This is a genomic window from Dolichospermum circinale AWQC131C (genome assembly GCF_000426905.1).
In the GTDB taxonomy this organism is placed as follows: Bacteria; Cyanobacteriota; Cyanobacteriia; order Cyanobacteriales; family Nostocaceae; genus Dolichospermum; species Dolichospermum circinale.
This window is the reverse complement of record NZ_KE384622.1, coordinates 10,885-33,284: the sequence shown is the minus strand read 5'-3', so window position 1 is coordinate 33,284 and position 22,400 is coordinate 10,885. Positions and strand designations below refer to the sequence as shown.

Here is a 22,400-nt window from a genome sequence, read left to right as displayed (position 1 = left end):
ATCACAACTCAAAACTGAGAAATGACTATGGAAATTACTTTTTTACCAGATGATGTTACTGTTAATGCTCAAGTGGGAGAACCTTTATTAGATGTAGCAGAACGGGCTGGGGTGTCAATTCCCACGGGTTGTCTGATGGGTACTTGTCATGCTTGTACGGTAGAATTGGATGATGGGGAAATTGTCCGGGCTTGTATTACCGCAGTTCCACCCAGAAGAGAGAAATTAACCATACATCTTTTTAGTGATCCAAGTTGGTGATTATTAGAAATTTAGTAAAAATTATAGCGTATTAACATTAGGCTGAGGTACGCTTTTGGCGGTCAGGATGCCTGCACTACAAGATTTTTATTATATGTGTAACTCATAATATCGCCAACTCCTGTAAATATGCGTCCCTAGAAACCGTTGTAGGGACAATTCATGAATTGTCCTTACAACCTTGACGAGAGGTATTTAATTATGCAATTCTGATTTTATAAATTTTGTCAACTACCCTGAGATAGTTGGATAAATAAAAATTAGTGTTTAACTATGATAATGTCATTAAACCGAACAGAAAGTGATGTTTAAACTCTATTATAGAATATGCGGCAATCTACCCCTGACAATTACAAAAATTACCAAAATCACCAAGATTTGATCCGACAACTGATAACTTTATTAGCTGTTGTTGGTTCTTTTTTAGTGAATATAGCATTAAACATTTTTCCACCCTATGGACTTTCCTTAGATGCGGTTTATGAAAAATTTTACAAAGGTGTACTGATTATCCCTGCTAACTATGCTTTTGGGATATGGGGACTAATTTATTTAGGATTATTCACTTTAGCAATTTATCAATTTCTCCCCTACAAAAGAAAAGATGAAGACTTACGAAAGACAGGATATTTATTAGTTATTACTTGTATTTTTCAAAGTATTTGGTTGTATTTATTTCTATCTAGATTTTTTATCTTGTCTGTGGTGGCCATGTTCGGTACTTTAGCACCACTAATGGTTATTTATCATCTTTTGCGTATTGGCAGAAAACGAATATCTGGGAGAAAAAAGTTATTTTTACATATTCCTGTGAGTATTTATCTGAGTTGGACTAGTGTTGCAACTATGGTGAATGTGGCTTGTGTACTATATTTTTATGGTTGGAATGGTTGGGGACTTAATCATCAAGTATGGGCTGTGATCATGCTTGTGGTAGCTGCAACAATTGCGACTTTAATTATAATTAATTGCAATGATATTATTTATGTTTATGTGACATTTTGGATATTAATAGCGATCGCTATTAGACATAGTAGCATTGATTTAGTGAGAAATTTAGGGATATTTTTGCCGATTATTTGCCTGGTGGTGGCACTAATTAAACGTTCCCGTGATTAAATAAAGGCCAAAGTCAAAAATTACCCTGATCAAATTCTGACTCTTTGCGCCTTTGCGTGAGGTAAATGTCGTGATTGATGTTATTCTGTTTTTGAGACATCCATCTTTTAAATGATTAAACTTGGTAATTATGTGTTGTTTCGCGCAAAGATGCAAAGGCGCAAAGTGAAAATGTATTTAATTAGAATAAATAGGTAGTATCTCTAGTAATAGTTTTTTGTCAAGCATTATACTATTTAATACACAAATTAAAGACTAAAAGCCCACTTAATGGACAACACACCAATTACTCTTTATAGACAAGGAAATGCCAGTTCTCCCAGAATGGATAATGTTCGCCCTGATAAGGATATTGCTTGCTATGATAAAGATGGACAAGTATGGGTTGTGACCACGTTAGCAGATGGGGAATCAACAGGTGGAATATCAACATTTGCTAATCCAGGTTATGGTAAAAATTGGTGGCAATTACAAGCAGGAACAAAAATACCAGAACAGCTAGAATTAGTTAATGACTATGATAATCATTGGCTGTGGAAGCCCATTCAAGATATGCCATTGGAGGATTATAAAGAAGCATTACAACAGATAGGCACATATTTCTCTAAAGTTAATTAATAATAGTTACAGTCATCATGGGAAGGAATTAGCTATGGATTTATCATTTAAAGACATCAAATTCATGATTGAAGCTGTTGATAATTTGATGGTCAAATACCAAGAAAGAATCAATCAAATTGAAGACTCGGATGAATATGAAGATGAAGTTTCTGATCTAGGGAATGATATAATGTTTTTATCATCACTTCGTAAAAAAATAGATGATAGTTTAAACGATAGTCTGAATCCGAAAATAGATGCTAACGCTTTAACAAAATATGTCAGCAAGAGGAGAAAAGATATATGGAAAATCACAAAAATACCCACCCCAAAAACCCCAAAATCAATAAAACAATCATCAACCAATCTCCCCAGCGTACATATAAAGTCTGAGTTTGACGAGGATAAATAGTTTCTGCGTGGGTTTCATAGGTATTATATCCTGATTTCCATAAAGTTTCACCATGAGGATTAATAAATGCGGAATAGCCGGTATTTGTTGCCCTTACAGCCCATCTATCAGTTTCAATTGCCCGCATGATATCCTGGGCATGGTGTTGATTTGCCATTGCTGGCGTATAATGAGCATCATTAGCAGAACTGAGGATAAATTTCCCACCCATAGCAGCTTGATAACGGAAATTTTCCGCAAAAGCTGATTCATAACAAATACCAATAATCACCTTACCAAAAGGAGTATCAAAAATTTGATTAACTTGACCCGGAACTTGATGTGCTTCTAGTGGTGATAAACGTTGAATAATTCCTCCTAAAATATTTTCAAAAGGAATATATTCTCCCAATGGTACAAGTTTAGATTTATCGTAACGGCTGGTAATTTCTCCATTATTAATAACTGTAAATAAACTATTTGTATAACTACTTCCTTGTTCACCAAAAGCGCCTATCCAAGCTATAACACCCCGTTCTCGAATAGCAGCTAACAGAGGAGTTTGAGGTAAATTACGGGCAAAAATAGGTATAGAAGCTTCTGGAGTAAGAACAGCTTGGACACCTTGATTAGTTAAATTTAAATATCCTTGAGTGTAAGCTGTCATAGCCTGACGCAAACCTTGAGGAAGAACCTTAATTTTATTAGGAATATTACCTTGAATAATACCAATTTTTAAAGCTGTATTTGGGGTAAAATTCAGGGGGTTGTTATAGAGAATAAAGCCCATAAAATGGGAGGTAATTAATAGTGTGGTGGCTAGGATTAAGTAAGAATTAACGAACCACAGAGGCACAGAGGACACAGAGGTTTTTGGATGAGGTGTTCTTTCTGCTTTTGCGCTTTTGCGCCTTTGCGTGAGATATTCAGCAACAAAGCCATTAAAAGCGACAATTACCGCAGTGACAGTATTGGGTCCTGAAAGTTGTCCTAAATGGAGAATTACGAGATTGTATGCTGATTGAGTGTAAGCTAGAGAACTCCACCATAGGGGTCCGGTACTCCAGAGGCTTTCTAAGCTACACCAAATAGTTGTGCCAATGAGGACACGCAAATAAGGGTTTCCCCTGTCTAGACGCACCATTAAAGCCGCCCAAATAGAGACGAAAATTCCCCCCCAGAGGCTGATAAATGCCCAACAAAACAGGGTAATAGTTAAGCTCGGTAGCCAAGGGACACCCAGCCAGTCCATGGGATGAATACCTGTAATCCATGACAATGCGACACCGTGATAACCGATGCCCCAGATGAAGCCAAGAACAGGGGGAGATGAGTAATTTTTCTCTGTTTCTGGTGTAATTTTAACTAGTAGCATCCACAAGGGGGCTAGGGATACCCAGGCTAAGAACCATGCACCAATAGGGGCGACGGTTGTTCCCATGAATATGCCACTGAGAAGAGACAAGGTATAATATGTGATATTATTAGTAAATTTTAACGGTCTAAGTTTGATCATTTGCTGTAAATGAAATTGTCATTTTTAAAATATTGGCTGAGTAACTTTTCATTTATGGGCGGACAATTAATATTAGCACCAAATAATCCCTTAACTGTATTTTGATAATCGAATTTTGGTTCGGGGATTTTTTGCTGTGAAGTTGGTGGAAAAAATGCAGACATGATTTCTAGTTTTTTATCTGCTGATTTTTGCATCAGATTAATTAATTGGGAGTACCATTCATCATAACTAATCTGTGGTAATTGATAACCTAGTTTACGAATTAAATTAAATAAGTGATTCATAGATATAATCTGCGGGTTTAGCAAGTGAAAAGCTTTTCCTAAAGACTCTTTTTGAAAAGATAAATATACAATTGCTTGACTGACATAATCAACTGGTGTTAAATTATCTTCCCAGTCAATGTTAGGTGTTGCTCCCAATTGCATACAAGTTGTAATGATTCTGGAAAATAAATCTTCAGTATTGCAAATACCAATTTGGCTATGACCGATAATTCTAGCTGCTCTATATATTGTAACAGGTAAACCCCGTTCTCTTGCCTGCATTACTAACTTTTCTGCTACCCATTTACTTTGAGGATATCCACTTAATAATCCTTGATAATAGTCTAAAGGATCTGATTCTAGTAAGACTTCATTTTCAGGATAATTTTCTGGACAGAAGACGGAAGTAGTAGAAACAAAATGTACAGGTTTAATTTTAATTTGACTTGCTAAACGTAAAATCTCTTGAGTACCCAGTACATTAGTAGGTTTTAAAACTGAATAGGGATAAATCAAATTTACAGAAGCACCATTATGATAAATAATATCAATTTGACTAGCTAAATCTTGAAATTCTTTTTCAGACAATCCCAGGAGCTTTTTCTCTAAATTTCCAATGATAGGTATAATTCTTTGACTATGCTGTTCATTCCATAGCTGATAAAATGATAGCTTATTTTTCAACTTATTCCTAGCTTCAAAAACATTCTCAGCGCGGACTAAACAATGAATATTAGCTGAGGTTTTTTCTAAAAGTTCATGTAATAGATGAACACCTAAAAAACCAGTTGCACCAGTTAAGAGAATATGTTGTAACTGATTAGTAAATTGTTGAGGTAGATTTTGTGGTTTAATGCTACTATCTAATTCTAATACTAATGCAGATAAAGCCCGACGATTGATTTTTCCTGTAGGAGTTAAGGGTAATTCTGCTAATCTGACAAAGAACGCGGGAAGCATATAATCTGGTAAGTTCTGCTTCAAGAAAGAACGTAAATCCTGCTGAATATTGCTATGGTCTTCGGTGACAACATAAGCGACTAATTCCTTATTTCCCGGTTGAATTTCTCTGACAATTACTGCTGATGATTTAACTAAAGGATGTTGTGCTAAAACTGCTTCAATTTCTCCTAATTCAATTCTAAAACCACGAATTTTAACTTGATAATCAATGCGACCTAAAAATTCAATATTTCCATCTGGTAAATATCTAGCTAAATCTCCAGTTTTGTATAATCTTGATGATTTGGAACTGGGAATGGGATTGGATATAAATTTCTCGTTGGTTAACTGTTTGCGGTTTAAATATCCTCTAGCTAAACCAGCACCACCAATATGTAATTCTCCAGGTATACCGATAGGAACAGGTTGTAAATTTTGATCAAGAATATATATTTCTGTGTTAGCAATAGGACGACCAATAGGTACAGAATGGGTGGTATTTAATTGATAATTTACTGGAAGTTGATAAACTGTACTGGTGATAGTAGTTTCAGTTAGTCCATAAGCATTTATCCACTGAATGTTTTGTCCTTTTTCTGCTACTAATTTTTGCCATAAAGCTAATTTTTCCGGTAAAACTTGATCGCTACCTGTGATAACTAAACGTAAACTATCAGGAATTTGACTTACTTTTCTATCTATTTCCAATACCCATTCTTGCCAATAAGGTGCAGGTAAATTGACGACTGTTAAACTTTCTTGTCCTAAAAATTCGCTAAACTCTATTAAATTTGTAAACATTTCCTGAGGACGCATGATCAAAGTTGCACCACTTAACCAGGCGGGAAAAATTTCTTCTGCGGCAACATCAAATATAAATCTGGTAAATTGTAAAATCCGATCATGACTATTAATTTGATATTTGTCAATGATACTAGTAGCATGATTAACTATATTTTGATGGGTAATCATTACTCCTTTGGGTTTACCAGTTGAACCAGAAGTATAAATTACATAAGCTAAATTTTCTGGTTTGATTGCACTAATTGGTGTTTCTATATTTTGCTGAGAAATGATTGTTAAATCTGTATCTAATAAGATAATTTTCCCTTGATATGGGCTGAGTGAAGTTTCCCCTGTTTGTAAGGGGGAACTAGGGGAGGTTAATAATTTTTCTTGGGTTAAAATGATAGAAACTTGAGAATCATCTAAGATATCTGCTAATCTTGCTTGAGGATATTTAGGATCTAAAGGTAGATATGCACCACCAGCTTTAAGAGTTGCTAAAATGGCTATTAATATATCTAAAGAACGTTCTAAATACAATCCTACTAATACTTCTGATGTCACACCACAATTTTGTAAATAATTAGCTAATTGGTTAGCTTTTTGGTTTAATTGAGTATAGGTTAATTGTTGATTACCAAATTTAACTGCTATAGCATCTGGTGTTTTTATAACTTGTTGGGCAAATAATTCATGAATACAAAAAGATTCAGGATAATCTTGCTGTGTATTGTTCCAATTTTCCAAAATTTGCTGTTGTTCAAATGCTGAAATTATAGGTAATTGTTTAATAGGTATTTCTGGGTTATTAACGATTCCATTTAACAAGGTTTGGAAATTTTCTGTAATTCGGGTGATAGTTTCCTGGGTAAATAAATCACTGCTATACTCCCAAACTCCAACTAATTGTGTACCCCCATCTTCTATAATTAAAGATAAATCAAATTTTGAAGTTGAATGTTCTCCTAGAAAAGGTTGTAAAGTCAGTCCTGGTAGTTGTAATTTGTCTGTGAGTGAATGCTGAAGATCAAATAATATTTGAAATACAGGATTATAACTCAAGTTGCGTTGTGGATTTAATGCTTCTACTACTTGATTATAAGGGATATCCTGATAATTATGAGCGTTCGTAGCTACTTGACGAACTTGGTTGAGAACTTCCCTAAAGTTGGGATTTTCAGTGAGTTTAGTTCTCAAAACTACAGTATTAACAAAATAGCCAATTAATGATTGTATTTCCTGACGATTTCTACCGGCCATAGGAGAACCAATTAAAATATCATCTTGACCACTGTAGCGATAGAGTAGAATTACAAAAGCCGCTAACATGGTCATAAATAATGTAGCGTCTGACTGTTGGGTTAATGTTCTAATTTTTTGGCTTAAATTGCTATTAATTGAAAATTCGTAAATACCCCCGCGAAAAGATTGAATTGGGGGACGAGGTTTATCTGTTGGTAGTTCTAATAATGGTGGTATGTCTGCTAATTGTTGTTGCCAGTAATTTAGTTGTTTTTCTCTAATTTCTGAAGTAAATTTTTGTTTTTGCCAAATTGCATAGTCAGCATATTGAATTTGTAAATCTGGTAATGGTGATTCATTTCCTGCGAGATAAGCTGCATAAAGTGTAGATAATTCTTGTAATAAAATTCCTGTTGACCAACCATCAGAGATGATATGGTGCATATTTAAAAGCAACACATAGGAATTTTGATTGAGTTGATAAAGTGTAGATTGGAATAAATCATCTTCACTTAAATTTAAAATTTTATCAATTTCTTGATTAATTAGTTGTTGGACATTTTGTAATTGTTGTTTAGCGGGAATTTTATCTAAGTTAATCACTTGCAAGCTAATATTAATTTCTGGTCTAATTATCTGTAAATTCCTACCTTCTATTTGTTGGAAATTGGTACGCAAAATCTCATGTCGTCTAACAATTTCTGTAATTGTTTGTTCTAAAACTGATATATTTAAACTACCACTAATTTGTAATGCAAAAGGCATATTATAAGTGGCATTATCCTGAATTTGGGATAAAAACCAGAGTTGTTCTTGACTAAAAGATAGAGGTGCTGGTTCAGAGTTGGGACGAGGGAGAATAATTTCTGTTTGGAGATTAATACCTTTTTTATTGAGGAGGAGTTTGAGTAAATCGCGTTTCTGGTTAGTTAAAGAATTTTCTGTGCTAGTCATGAGATGTTGTAGTTAAAAGTGAATTGAGTTGTTAGTTTTAAAAATCAAGATCAAGATCAAGAGGGATAAATCCCTCGCTAATAGGTTAGTGGGAAGATGCAGAAGTAACTGCTTCAGGAAAGGTTGTTACTGTTTGATTTGTATCTAAAATTATATCTATATCTGGTAATTCTTCTTCTACTGATCTTAACCGGGGAGAAAGATAAGCCAAGCAGGTAGAGATCATGGTGAGAATTCCTAATAGGATTAATAGAAGGCTCATTCCCCGACCAGGACCAACACCAATAATTTGTCCAATGGTATTAGTTAAGAAATTGTCACCAGACATTAAAGGTTCAAAAACTTTTTCTGCTAAAGGACCAACAATGATGTAACCTAAAGGGTAAAGAGAAAATTCTATAGCATCTTTCATGGCAAATACTCGACCCTGAACATTGATATTTACTTTTCTTTGAAATATTGCTTGCATAGGACTGGAAGCAAAGGTGGAAATGACAAAATATAGGCAAATCGAGACGGTAAACAGAATCAAAGAGGGAGTTAGTCCAGAGATAAATACAAGTATGCCACCAATAAAAGTAGACAGACAAATAATATCTGTATTGCGCTCGAAATTTCCGCAAATACTAACTAATAAACCCCCGATAAGCATACCAGAACCAAAAATAGAAAGGATAGTTCCTAATATATTAACAGAAGCATAAGTTAATACTAAAGGGGTGGTAATGACGTGAATTCCACCAACGGTAAATATGGATATAGCCGATAAAAACATTAATCCTAATAAACCAGGTCTTTCTGTTAAATATTTCCAACCATAAGTTATATCTTCTAAAAATGAAATTGGTACAACTGATTCGGTAGAGGGTTTAATTTCTGGAAATCGCAAAAACATTAAAGGAATAATAGCAAAAAATAAGGTAATAAAATCAATAACTATAATGCCTTGTAAGTGAATCCATCCTAATAATAAACCCCCTAAAGGTGGTGCAATAATGCGGGCTGCACCATGTAAAGAACTCATCATGCCATTAGCACGATTCAGGTGTTTTTGTGGTACTATCATGCTATTGGTAGTCATGTAAGCAGGATGTAGAAAGGCTAAACAAGCAGAACTGAAAGTATTAGCTAAATAAATATGCCATACTTCTAATTTACCAGAGATAAATAAAGCAGCGATCGCTAATGTTCCCAAACTTCCGCACATATCACTAATAATCATTGTCCAGCGCTTATCCCAGCGGTCTATAAATGTACCAGCTATAGGTGAAATTAACAAAAACGGTAATGTATTAAATAAGGTGATTAAGGCAAATTGTGTGACTGAACCCGTACGTTCATATACCCAAACATCCAACGCAAAAGCGGTAATACTAGAACCTATAAAGGTGATGACTTGTCCTAACCAGATAATTAAAAACAGCCGCATTTCGCGGATTGTGGTTATTGCTGTGGTAAACATGGTGTATAAGTAATAAATTGGCAATATTTTTATATTACAATAACAGGTGAATTTTTTATTACTGTGTCGAAGTTATAAACAAACTTCTTCGTATTCTTCTGATCTATTAATAGTTTCAGCAGACGTTACTACCCAATGCAGTATATCAAGTTTATGGGCTAAAGTGGCTACAGTAGGAGACGCAAATAAACTTTGCAGAGATAACTCAATAGCGAAAGTATCACGCAACCGAGAAATTACCTGGCCAGCTAAAAGAGAATTACCTCCTAATTCAAAAAAGTTGTCCTCCACACTCAAAAGAGAGATGTTTAAAACTTGTTGCCAAATTTGAGTAATTTTCTGTTCTACTTCGTTGCGGGGTGCTATATAATCACTTGTTTCCTGACGGATATACTGCCGTATTAATTTGTCTTTGTCAATTGCACCATTTGTAGTCAGGGGCATTTCTAAAAGTTGTACTAATTTACAATTGCAACTAGTACCAAAACTGTCATTTATTTGCCAGTTCTGTAATTTTATATCTGTTGAATTAGTAGTAAAATAAGCGGTTAATGTTTGTAAATTCTCAGATGTCATTAACCAACGACGAATATTAAGACTATTACCATCTAAACCGACAAATAACTGTGTTTGATTATGGTGCAAACTGGCAAACATAGAAGCTATGGCTTGAGAACAAGACATAGCAGAAAACCCCTTGGTATTCATGAGATTTTGAATCTCATAACCCTGACTCATACCTGTATCATTCCACATACTCCAAGCAAAACAATAGCTATTTAATGTACTGTGAAATTGTTGATATTGGGAAAAACGATCAATAAAACTATTGGCCGCAGCATAACCACCTACAGCAGTGCTACCAAAAAAGCCATGTAAAGAAGAAAAATTGATAAAAAAGCTGTGGCTATGATTTTTAATCAATTGGTGTAATGTCCAAGTTCCTAACATCTTAGGAGTTAACATAGCTAATAATTTTTCTGGGCTTTCTTCTAATAATAATTGCTCATAAAATATCCCAGCTAAATGAATAATACCATCCAATTTTTGACCCCAATTTGCTTCAGATTTGGCCACTATTGACTGCAACTGCTTTAAATCGCAAATATCAGCAGCTTCATAGGTAATTTCTCCCCCAAGCTACTCTAGTTCCTGATAAGCTTGTAGACGTTGGGAAATAGGATCTATTTTTTGTAAATGCAAATCCCAGGTACTTTTTTCTGGTAAGGCAGTTCTACCAATTAATAATAGTCGAGCTTGGTAATTCTTCAACAAATATTTAGCAATTTCTACTCCTATACCTCCCAGTCCTCCACTCAATAAATAAGTTCCACCTCGCTGAAAAGGAATTGGCTGTTTAGGTTCATTGAGCAATTCTACTTTTTGCAAGCGAGTCACAAAACGTCCCCCATTTCTATAGCCAACTTCCCGTTCTTTGCTAGATATTTGTAGTTCTTGAAGAAGATAATCACCATTTTTTTCAACTTCCTCAAAATTTAAATCAACGTGACGACAATTTAACCAGGGTAGTTCTTGAGGAATGGTTTTTAGCAGTCCCAAAACTGGAGACTTTTCATAAGCTATTAAGTCAGTTGATAAGATAGACTGAACGTAACTAGAAACAAATAGTAACTTAATTTGATGGTCAACTTGATGTTGAGAACTCTGAACTTTAGCTAAGGCTTGAACTAGGAATAACAAACTATATATGCCTGGTGTTTGCGCTTGTTTAATAGCATCTAAACTCGTAACTTCCCCACTATATTTTTCATAAGTCCATAGGTGGATAATTTGCCCAAGTATGATCTTATTATCTGCTAAAGAGTTGAATAATAACTGATAATGTTCTGCTTTTTCGGGATCTATTTCATAGGATAAATTATTGATTTTTAGGAAATCTTCACCAGATGAAACAGTTATGTATGGCAGATTATATTCAGATAATCTATGAGAGATATATTCTCCTAATCCAGAATTATCAGTAAAGACTAAAGTAGAATTGGTTATGTTCAGAGTATCATGGTTAATTATCGGGCATTTTTGTTGCCAAACTTGCCGATAAAACCAATCGGGAATAGTATGATAATTACCAAACAAGATATCAACTTGTTTAATAATTTTTTGAAATTCACCACTATGAAAACGCTGACTTAGTTGAGAGCGTTGAATCTTCCCAATGGCAGTTTTAGGAATAATTTCTTTAGCGACTGGAATCAGATAATCTGGATTAATTCCCACTTGTTTAACTATCTGGGTACGAATCTCTTTCAGAAGATTAAATAAGGCATCATCAACTTTTTCCGTATGAAAGAATATTGCTAATCTATCGGTATTGTTATCATTTAATCGTACAGCACAAGCAGCCGTATAAGAAATTTCTACTCCTTTAACTTCCTCTACAGCAGTTTCGATTTCGTGGCAATAATAATTGACACCATTAATAATAATAGTTTCCTTAGCTCTGCCGGTAATTACTAAATGTCCATGACTAATAAATCCTAAATCACCAGTATCAAACCAACCAGATTCTAATAATGCTTCTTGATTTGCTGGGGAATTTTTATAATACCCCTTAAAAACTGCATCACCTCGTACTTGCAATTTACCAATAGTTTCTTCTAATAACAATGAGTTTTCCCGGTTTACTATTCTGATAGAAACACCAGGAATTACAGTCCCAAGATCAGTAAAAGTTGTACCCTGATGATTACCAATTTCTAATCGTTTTAGTTGTCCTTTTAACGAGGATTTATCTATGGTGTGAAAAGTTAAAGGATGTTCTATTGTGGGCTGATAATAGGTAATTCCTGAACCCATTTCTGCCATACCAAAAGCGGGACGGAGTGCTGTTTTTGGTAATTTATATTTAGTGTGCAGATGCTCAATAAACTCCATTGTTGCTTTATCAGATACGGCTTCTCCTGCGGTGAGGAAAAATTTAATACATTCTAAATTCCAATTTTGTCTTTGTTCTTGTTTGAGGGCATGATTAATCAGACCATAGGCAAAATTAGGAGACCAACTATGAGTAATACGGAATTTATCAATTAAGTCTAACCAATTGAGAGGACGACTTAAAATATATTCTGTTTGCACATAAACCAGTTGACATCCTATATCAATGCAGCGAATATGCCAATCAGAAATACTACCAATATGGTCAAAAGGTAGCCAATTAAGAATGACATCTACAGTGCGAGATAAAACTACATCATTAAATAGTTCTTCCCGTCCATGACCTTCTAAGTCAATCAGTAGGGAATCAGCACCAGTCCATTGAGAAAAGGTTTGCACTAAAGCAGTTAATAAAATATCATTAATTTGTGTATTATAAGCAGAAGGTACATCTTGAAGTAAAATCCGAGTTTCCTCTGTTGTTAAAGCCACATAAATCTCTTCAGAACTCTCTTCCGTATTCAAGGCTTTTTGGGCGGCTTTCACGACAGGAAAATCTAAAGGTAAAGGTTGAATATGGGCTGGAACTTGAGATAACCAGTAATTTAATTCCTGTGTGATTGCTGGGGAATTGCCATAGTTTTGTTGACGAATTGCCCAATCTTGAAATGATGTAGTTTTGGCAGGTAATTCGATAGATTTTCCTTGTTTTAGTTGACAATAGGCTGTTACTAAATCATCTAATAATATTCTCCATGATACACCATCAACTACCAGATGTTGAATAATTAAAAGTAAACGACTAGATTTTTCTTGACCTAAATTAAATAACACCACTCGCAACATTGGACCTGTTGCTAAATTTAATGTTCCTTGTAATTCATTAGCTTTAAATTCAATCGCTGCTGACTGTTCTGTACTTGGTATATCAGAAAAATCAATTACTTCAAAAGGCACTAATTGATCATGTTGATCATGATCACTGTTGATATTACTATTTATTTGTTGCCATTGGGAATCAACTTTAATAAAGCGCGTCCGTAGGGCATCATGATGAATAATTAACTGTTCAATGGCCTGTACTAATAATTCTGGCTGAATCTCTGCTGGTACTTGCAACATCATTGCCTGATTAAAATAGTGAGGTTCACACCAATTTTCTGCAAAAAACCATTTTTGAATCGGTGTTAGGGGAACTTCTCCTATTACTAAACCTTGTGCGGCTACAACAGCATTAGTATGACTGGCCACGGTAGCTAATTGGGCAATAGTTTGATATTGAAATAGCTGTTTTGTAGTGATTTGGACACCTTTTTGATTAGCACGGGCAATAATTTGGATACTCAGAATTGAGTCTCCACCTAACTCAAAGAAATTATCCTCAATGCCGATTTTTTCTAACCTTAAAACCTCCTGCCAAATATTAGTTAAAACTGCTTCCGTAGGAGTGCGGGGGGCAATAAATGTTTCTAATTCGTTAACTGTTGATGGAATTGGTAATTGTTTACGATCTATTTTGCCATTAGGTGTTTTAGGTAAAGCATCTAGAAATACAAAAACAGCAGGGATCATGTAATCTGGTAACTTTTGTTTGAGAAAATTCTGTAAATCAGAGCGATTTAGGGAAGGTTCATTAGTAACTATATAAGCAACTAATTGTTTAATATTTGGGTTATCTTCTCGAACTACAACTGTTGCTGCTGTAATTTGTGAATGAGCAGTAAGAACTGTTTCAATTTCTCCTAACTCAATTCTAAAACCACGAATTTTTACTTGATCATCTACCCGTCCCAAAAATTCTATATAACCATCAGGTAAATAGCGGACTAAATCACCAGTTTTATATAAACGAACGGATGGAGAATCATCAAAGAAATGGGAAATAAATTTTGCCGATGTTAATTCTGGATTATGCAAATATCCTCTAGCTAAACCAGCACCACTAATATGTAATTCTCCAGGTATACCAATAGGAACAGGTTGTAATTTAGCATCTAAAATATATGTTTTGGCGTTAGGAATTACTCGACCTATAGACTGTTGTTCGCGCTCATCTTCCACTTGAGATACATTACAGAAAGTTGTAACTACTGTGGCTTCTGTGGGTCCATAGGTATTGATTAAAATTGGCAACCTTGACCAAGAAGATAATTTTTCTTGTAAATAGTTTTGCCAAAGTTTTAATTTATCTGGTAGTAATCTTTCCCCACCAATATTGATCAATCTGATGGTTTCAGGCAAAATTATATCTGTAGCTACTAATTCTGATATTAATTGTTGCCAGTAAGCTGTAGGTAAAAATAAACCCGTGATTTGCCATTGACAGCATTTTTGCAAAAATATGGAAAAGGAATTTAACATTTCTGCGGTGCGTAATACTAAGGTTGCACCGGAAGCTAATGCAGAAAATATTTCTTCTAAAGCAGCATCAAAATTAATGGATGCAAACTGGAGTATTTTATCATTATCGGTAATTTCATATTCTTGAATTGCTGCCTGAACGAAATTCACTAAAGACCTATGTTCAACTGCTACTCCTTTGGGTTTACCAGTTGAACCGGAAGTATAAATTACATAAGCTAAATTCTCAGGTTTTACCTCACTAACTGGGTTGTCTTGACTTTGAACAGAGACCGTATTTTCTAAATGGTCTAAATAAATAATTTTAGTGCTACTATCAACTGTTAAAGATGTCAGGTACTCCTTAGTTAGTATTACCTTAACTTGAGAATGATCGATCATGTAGGATAAACGTTCAAGGGGGTAATGAGGATCAAGGGGAAGATATGCAGATCCAGCTTTAATAATTGCCAGTAAACTAATAATTAGTTCAGATGATCTTTCTAAACAAATCCCTACTAAATCCTCTGGTTTGACACCCAAATTTTGTAAATAATGTGCCAGTTGATTAGCTTGAGAATTTAACTGTTGATAGGTAAGTTGTTTATTTTCATAAACCAGTGCAATGTTGTCAGGATAAAGTTTAACTTGTTCTTCAAATAATTGATGAATACATTTATCTTTGGGGTAATCTTTGTCTGTTTGATTAAAAGTAATTAATATTTGCTCTTTTTCTGCTGCTGTCAACAAGGGTAATTTGTTAATATATTCATCGGGATTATTCACAATAGCTGATAATAAAGTCTGTAAATGATCTGTCATTCTGATCATTGTATCTGCTGTAAATAAATCCGTACTATATTCCCATTGACCAATAATTTCTGTCTTGGTTTCAAACAGAGCTAAACCTAAATCAAAGGCAGATATTCCCCGTTGCACCATGTGAGGAGTGATGATTAAATCAGGTAACTCTATGGTATCTAAAGATAGGTTTTCCCAGGCAAACATGACCTGAAAAATTGGGTTATAACTGAGAGAACGTTCTGGATTTAATACTTCTACAACCTGCTCAAAGGATACATCTTGATGCTCATAAGCGGTTAAACTTGTTTGTCGTATTTGTGCTACTAATTCAGAAAACTGGCAGTTATTTTCAATTTGATTACGGATAACTATTGTATTTACAAAAAAACCAATTAATGTTTCTAGTGCTACTTGTTTGCGGTTAGCAATTGGACAACCCACACTAATATCATTCTGACCAGTATAACGATAAAGTAAAACTACAAAAGCTGTCAGGAAAGTATGAAAGGAAGTTACCCCTAATTTTTGGCTTAAATTCCTTAATTGTTGAGTTAAATCACCATCAATTTTAAATTCATGAGTTGCACCAGCAAAACTTTGAATAGCTGGACGGGGTTTATCTGTTGGCAATTCTAATAACGGTGGTTTATCAGCTAATTGTTGTTGCCAATATTTTAGTTGTTTTTGTAATATTTCTCCTGTAATATTTTCCTGTTGCCATACCACAAAGTCGCCATATTGTATGTTTAATTCTGGCAAAGATATGGGAGAACCACTAGCAAAACTCTGATAGAGATGACATAATTCTTTAATGAAAATACCCATTGACCAACCATCAACAATGATGTGGTGGATAATAATTAGGAGAATGTACTCATCTGCACCTATACGCAATAGTTTAAATCGCCATAAATTACCGTTTTCTAAGTTAAAAGATTGACGAACTTCGCAGGTAATGTAAGATGATATTTCTGTTTCTAAATAAGTTTGTAAATCTATAAGTGGCAGGTCAAAAGTAAAATGAGAATTGATTTTTTGATAGGGATTACCGTCAATAGCAGGAAAAGCAGTTCTTAAACTTTCATGACGACGAATAATTTCTTGAATACTTTGTTCTAAAACCGTGATCTTTAGCTGACCTTTAATTCTCAATTGTAAAGATTCATTATAAGCAGTATTATCTTGATCTAATTGATGTATAAACCACATTGAGCTTTGGTTATAAGACAGGGGTAACATACCCGTTCTATCTACAGACGCTATGGGTACAAAAATATCTTGAGTGGAGGTTTTAACCTCTTGAAAAAAAGCAATAATTTCTGGTTTGCGTTGCACCATTTCCGCTTTTAAAGATGGTGTAATTACTCCTTTAGGAGCTTTAATTTTCAGTTCTTCTCCTTCTAGAGAAATTGTGATATCTAAACTTCTTAACTGCGATAGGAAATTAATTGTATTCATGGTATTTTCTTTTAGTATCTTTTATTGATGTATTTTTGAATCTACTGCTGTGCTAACATTGCCTGTACTTGTTCTGGGGAAAGTTGGGCAATTTCTTGGATAGTCTTAGCAATCTCATTGATAATTTCCTCTCCACCAGCTAATTCTCCTAGTACAGTAGCTAATTCTTTGACGGTGGGAGAATTAAACAAATGACGAATAGTAATATCCAATTCTAGTGTCTGGCGAATTTTTCCAATTAATTGTATGGCTTTGAGTGAATGTCCTCCTAATTGGAAAAAGTTATCATCAATTCCTACTTGTTTAACTCCTAATACCTCAGCCCAAATTTCTGTTAGTATTTCTTGAATTGGGGTTTGTGGTGCAATATAGATTTGATTTAATTCTGGTCGCTCATTGGTGGGAATTGGTAAAACTTTACGGTTAACTTTACCATTAGGATTCAAGGGGAAAGAATCCATTTGCACAAATACAGAAGGAATCATATAATCTGGCAATTGAGCAGCCAGATATTTTCTCAGTTCAGAAGCATTGACAGTTTCACTAACTACCGGGATAAAGTAAGCTACGAGAAATTTTTCCTGAGCATTTTCCCCATGAGTAGTTGTTACTGCTTGACTAATGCGAGGATACTTACTTAAAATTGCTTCGACTTCACATAAATCAATTTGATAACCGCGAATTTTGACGAGATCATCTATTCTTCCTAAAAACTCAATATTACCATCTGGTAAATATCTTGCTAAATCTCCAGTTTTATACAGACGATGATAAGGTGATTTATCAAAAGGATTAGGAATGAATTTCTCTTTGGTTAATTCTGGACGCTGAAAATATCCTCGCGCTAAACTATAACCACTAACATATAATTCTCCCACAATTCCCACGGGTACAGGTTGGAAATGTTTGTCTAAAATATAAACTTTGACATTTACAGCCGCTTTACCAATGGGTGCATAAACAGGCCATTGTTCTGGATTTTCGCTAAAGGCATAAGTCGTCACTAAATCTGCTTCTGTTGGTCCATATAAGTTATATAAACGGCAATTTTTCAGTTGTTTAAATAAATCAATCATTGGTTGAGTGATTTGTAATTGCTCACCCGCAGCACAGATTTCTCTTAAATTGCTAAATAGTTCTATTTGTTGTCCGTAAAATTCTGCTAATTGCTGTAATAGACTAACGGGAAGAATCACTTTTTGAATGGGATTATTTGCCAATAATTCCATTAATTTTCCTAAATCTAAACGGGTATTTTCGGGAATCAGATAAAGAGTTCCACCAGTACCCCAAGCAGCAGCAATTTCGTGATAACTAACATCAAAACTCAAAGGTGCAAATTGTAAAACGCCGACACCACAAGCCATTTTCGCTAAGTGATGTGCTATTAAGTTGGTCAGGGAATAATGGGGAACAGAAATTCCTTTAGGTTTACCTGTAGAACCGGAACTGTAAACTATATAAGCTAAGTTTTCAGATGTAATTTGAGTGCTTGGGTTGGTTTTGTTCTCTAAATTAATTTGTGTCCATTCCTGATCTAAAATTAACCGATGATGAGGGAAATCACATGGAAGTAAGGCTTGTAAATTGGTTTGAGTGATCAGCACAGGTACTTGAGTATCTGCTAAAATTAACCCCAATCTTTCTGGAGAATAATTAGGGTCTAAAGGCACACAAACACCACCAGCTTTGAGAGTTGCTAAAATAGCGATCGCTACTTCTAAACCCCTCTCTAAGCACAACCCTACAGGTATATCTGCACCCACTCCTAATTTTTGCAAATAGTGAGCTAATTGATTAGCGCGGTTATTTAATTCCCCATAAGTTAATTTTTGATCAGCAAAAACCAAAGCTACAGCATCAGGTGTTTTTTCTGACCATTTTGTAACTAATTCGTGGATATTTTCTTGGAGTAAATTTTCCGCTGCTGTTTGATTACTATCTACCAAAAGAAATTTTTGTTCCTGGGGAGTTAATAGAGGTAATTTTCCAGGTAGACTGTGAGGATTAGCCACAATTCCCAGTAATAGAGTTTGCAAATGACCTATCATTCTCTCAATTGTCTCACTATGAAAGCGATCGCCCGCATAAATTAAATTTAATTTTAATTCTTTCTCTGGTGTCACTGTCAAAGTTAGCGGATAATCAGCGTGTCCAGTATTGGTAATTTTGATTATTTGTAAGTCATGATCTGCTTGGAGAAGCTCTTGACCCAGGGGTAAATTATTAAAGACTACAAAACTTTCAAATAAAGATTGACCCCGTGGTATATCACTCCAACCTTGAATTTCTACCAATGGAGTATATCCATATTCTTCTCGTTCAATTTGTTCTAGTTGCAACTGTTTTAACCAAGATAAAATTCCCATATCTTCGGGAATTTTCACCCGCACGGGTAAGGTATTCACAAACAACCCAACCATTGATTCTACACCAGATAAAGCCGGAGGACGACCAGAAATGGTAGCACCAAAAACTATATCAGCTTCACCACTATAACGACTTAAAAGTATTCCCCAAGCCGCTTGTATCAGTGTAAATAATGTTAAATAATTTTCTTGAGTCAGGTTTTTTAAACTAGCTGTCTCCTCTGCTGACAAGGAAAAATACTTATGATTATATTCTCGACTAATATCTTTTTTACGGTGAAGATTATCAACTTGTAAAGGTGTAGTTGCCGTAAAACCTTGCAAATTTTTACGCCAATAAATTTCCGCTTGTTGAATATCTTGCTGTTGTAACCAACCAATATAATCTCGATAGGGACGGGTAGGTGATAAATATAAAGTTTCTCCTTTATTTATAGCTGTATAAAACTGCCAAACCTCTTCCATGATCACTGACAAACTCCAGCCATCAGCTAAAATGTGATGGGAACTCCAGATTAATTCATAATTCTTATTTCCCATAAAAATCAGAGTAAATCGCATCAAAGGAGCTTTATCCAGGGCAAAATATTCATCCTGATCAGATTGACAAAAACTATCTAATTGCTCTTGTTGTGCATCTGATGAGAGAGAACTCCAATCTAAATTTACCCAAGGAACATTAACTTGTTTTTGGACTATTTGTAAAGGTTGTTTGGGGTTTTTCCACACAAACAAAGTCCGCAAAGCCGGATGACGTTCAACTACTTTACACCAAGCTTTTTCCAAGGCTAATATATCTAAATTTCCCTGCAAACTAATTTGAACTTGCGATAAATAAGCCTTTGATTCTGGGTTATAAAGACTATGAAATAACATCCCCTGCTGCATTGATGATAAGGGATAAATAGCTTCAATATTTTTATTCGTTTTATTACCAGAATTTTGCATAGTTACCATTGCTTATTAATCTCCACAAATACAAATCAATCTACAAACTTAATCACTGAATTACTTAAAAGGCTGAAACAGATAATCCCCCGTCTATAGGAATCGTTATTCCAGTGATATAACTAGAACATTCTGAGGCTAAAAAGACTACTAAATTAGCCACTTCATCAGACAAACCTAAACGACCAGTAGGAATTTTACCAGCAATTCGAGATCTAATTACATCAACTGATTGATTTTCCTCCTGGGCTGCAATTTCTAAATACTGGCGATGTCTGGGTGTGTCAATTAAACCAGGATTAACTGTAGTAATCAAAACATTAAATTTAGCAGTTTGACTAGAAACAGATTTAGTAAAATTCATTAAAGCTGCATTAGCCACGCCTGATTTAATTAACCGGGGTGAAGGTTCTTTTCCTGATGTACCCACAATATTAATAATCCTACCCCATTTGTGATTTTTCATCCCTGGTAACACTAAATTTGTCATGCGAATATAACCCATTAATTTAGCTTCAAATACTAGCCGCCAGTCATCATCTGATAATGTTTCTACTGCCTCACTAGCAAATGATGCTCCTTCAGAATTATTAATTAAAATATCAATTTTTCCAAATTTATCTAAAGCAGTATTTACTAAATTATCAGAATGATCAGCTTTATGAACATCAGCGGATAAAGCAAGTATTTCTAAATTTTCTTTTTCTCGACTTAGTAGCTTTTCAATCTGTTGAATTTTCTCAAAATTGCGTCCACAAATAATTAATTTACATCCTTCCTGTGCTAATGTTTGGGCAACTGCAAGACCAATTCCCGCACTAGATCCTGTAACTAAAGCCACTTTTCCTGTTAATCCTAAATCCATCAAAAATATACCTCTAGTAATAACTAATAATTTAAGAACAATGTGGCAGCACAATTTTTATTAATGTCACTGTTTCTGATGCTGAATTATAACCTGAATGAATTACATTGGCAGGAGCATAATAAATTTCCCCTCTTTTGATCTCCTGTTGTTCTCCTCCTATATTGATCATCATTTTACCATCAATAATCACCCCTATTTCCTCACTGTCAGATTGCTGGTTGGAGGTTTTTTCTCTTGGAGGAATTTGGGTAATAATGGTTGTAAACCAAGAGCCGACGGCGATATGGCTGGGGAAATTTGTAATTTGATCTGAAGTCGGTTTTAGGTCTATAAAAGCTGCTTCATCAGTTGATAAATTAGTGAGCCGTTTCACATCAAAACAGAATATGGATTCATCTGAATAATTTACTGAACCATGGGGAACTTCAGAGCCAGCACTATAAACTTGTTGTAACGGGTTTAAAATTTCTTTCTTACCATTCACATTCATCTCTAAATTGCCAGAAATTACCATCCCCATTTGACTTTCAGGATGTTGATGTAGTGGAAAACAAGCTCCAGGGGCAATGTAAGCAAATTGAAAAACAATATCCTGACATTGAAAAGCCACTATATCTATATTACTAACTTTGATATTTTGATAAGAGGGAAAAAATTTAGACATAAGCTACGCTGGGCTTTTTGTAAAAAACTGACCAACTCATAGGTATTGTTCCATGAATTGAAACAAATTCCAAATCATAATATTGTCGTGCTTTTTCATTAGTAATGGCTAAATCAGCTAAACCTTGATGTACTTGTTTAGCTGCTACTTAGATATTTTAGCGCCGCTTCACTGCTAGTGCCGCTAGGTCCTAATGTCCCTAAAGTTAAAGTCTTGGATATAGGGATAGGGTACTTAAATTCAATTTGAAATTTGAGCATAAACTATTGCTATTGCTGAAGTAAGTTAAATGTGTAATGTCCCCACAAGTTCAAACCTAAACTAAAAGTATGAAGATTTTTGCCCTTCACTGTGCAAGATTTTTAAGCGAGTAAATCACACCAAAAATCTATCATGTATGCCAAATTTAATTATATTTTTTGATACACTTGATATTTAGGCTTAATTTCAGCGTTTAATATTAACCAACTACATTTAATTACTTATTGTTCACATTAGTCAATTAGTATTGA

General features: G+C 34.7%; 9 protein-coding genes and 1 pseudogene. 3 read left to right on the top strand and 7 right to left on the bottom strand.

Annotated features, from left to right (window positions below):
- Nucleotides 1-21: 21 nt before the first annotated feature.
- The 3 genes from ACIR131C_RS0114200 (at nt 22) to ACIR131C_RS0114190 (ending at nt 1,998) form a co-directional block, all read left to right on the top strand.
- The gene (locus ACIR131C_RS0114200; RefSeq protein WP_028090735.1) at nt 22-261 is read left to right on the top strand and encodes a 2Fe-2S iron-sulfur cluster-binding protein; all 240 of its coding nucleotides are present in this window, start codon (nt 22-24) and stop codon (nt 259-261) included.
- Nucleotides 262-588: 327 nt separating this feature from the next.
- The gene (locus ACIR131C_RS0114195; protein ID WP_028090734.1) at nt 589-1,380 is read left to right on the top strand and encodes a hypothetical protein; all 792 of its coding nucleotides are present in this window, start codon (nt 589-591) and stop codon (nt 1,378-1,380) included.
- 270 nt (nt 1,381-1,650) lie between these two features.
- Entirely contained in the window at nt 1,651-1,998 is a 348-nt protein-coding gene (locus ACIR131C_RS0114190; RefSeq protein WP_028090733.1) for a Tse2 family ADP-ribosyltransferase toxin, read from the top strand.
- 293 nt (nt 1,999-2,291) lie between these two features.
- Here the strand turns inward: ACIR131C_RS0114190 and lnt are convergent, their stop codons facing one another.
- The 7 genes and pseudogenes from lnt to ACIR131C_RS0114150 all read right to left on the bottom strand — a co-directional run bounded on the left by lnt (nt 2,292) and on the right by ACIR131C_RS0114150 (nt 21,888).
- Nucleotides 2,292-3,887: an apolipoprotein N-acyltransferase gene (gene lnt / locus ACIR131C_RS0114185; RefSeq protein WP_028090732.1), complete on the bottom strand. Its 1,596-nt coding sequence runs from the start codon at nt 3,885-3,887 to the stop codon at nt 2,292-2,294.
- Complete coding sequence (locus tag ACIR131C_RS0114180) at nt 3,884-8,080, bottom strand: non-ribosomal peptide synthetase family protein (RefSeq protein WP_028090731.1); 4,197 nt, start codon at nt 8,078-8,080, stop codon at nt 3,884-3,886. Before ACIR131C_RS0114180 ends, lnt begins: the two co-directional genes overlap by 4 nt.
- Before the next feature lie 85 nt (nt 8,081-8,165).
- Entirely contained in the window at nt 8,166-9,542 is a 1,377-nt protein-coding gene (locus ACIR131C_RS22780; RefSeq protein ID WP_051289538.1) for an MFS transporter, read from the bottom strand.
- 72 nt (nt 9,543-9,614) lie between these two features.
- Nucleotides 9,615-17,039 (bottom strand): annotated as a pseudogene (locus ACIR131C_RS22770) (amino acid adenylation domain-containing protein).
- 41 nt (nt 17,040-17,080) lie between these two features.
- Complete coding sequence (locus ACIR131C_RS0114160) at nt 17,081-20,365, bottom strand: non-ribosomal peptide synthetase (RefSeq protein WP_028090729.1); 3,285 nt, start codon at nt 20,363-20,365, stop codon at nt 17,081-17,083.
- A 55-nt stretch (nt 20,366-20,420) separates the two neighbouring features.
- Complete coding sequence (locus tag ACIR131C_RS0114155; protein ID WP_028083652.1) at nt 20,421-21,221, bottom strand: SDR family oxidoreductase; 801 nt, start codon at nt 21,219-21,221, stop codon at nt 20,421-20,423.
- Nucleotides 21,222-21,252: 31 nt separating this feature from the next.
- The gene (locus ACIR131C_RS0114150; protein WP_028090728.1) at nt 21,253-21,888 is read right to left on the bottom strand and encodes a cupin domain-containing protein; all 636 of its coding nucleotides are present in this window, start codon (nt 21,886-21,888) and stop codon (nt 21,253-21,255) included.
- Nucleotides 21,889-22,400: the final 512 nt, after the last annotated feature.